Raw genomic sequence first — 274 nt, 5'->3', positions numbered from 1 at the left:
CGAGGACCGCTTTCTGATGGATCGCTCGGAGTTGGCCAACCGGATGACCGTGCTGCTCGGCGGGCGGACGGCCGAGAGCCTGGTCTTCGGCGAGATCTCGACCGGCGCGGCCGACGATTTGGCGAAGGCAACGGACATCGCCCGGAACATGGTGGCCCGGTTCGGCATGGATGCGGGGCTGGGCCAGGTCGCCTATGAGACGGAGCCGGCGACCTTTCTCGGAGGCCCCGCGGGAGCCGGCTGGCAGCCCCGCCGGTATGGCGAAGCGACCGCC

Annotated in this window: 1 pseudogene; it reads left to right on the top strand. The window is 70.4% G+C overall.

Annotated features, from left to right (window positions below):
• Positions 1-13: 13 nt before the first annotated feature.
• Positions 14-274: pseudogene (locus AAHM41_RS40460) on the top strand (ATP-dependent zinc metalloprotease FtsH); the annotation flags it as partial.

Source organism: Inquilinus sp. OTU3971, from assembly GCF_038440215.1.
This window is presented reverse-complemented; position numbering and strand designations above follow the sequence as displayed.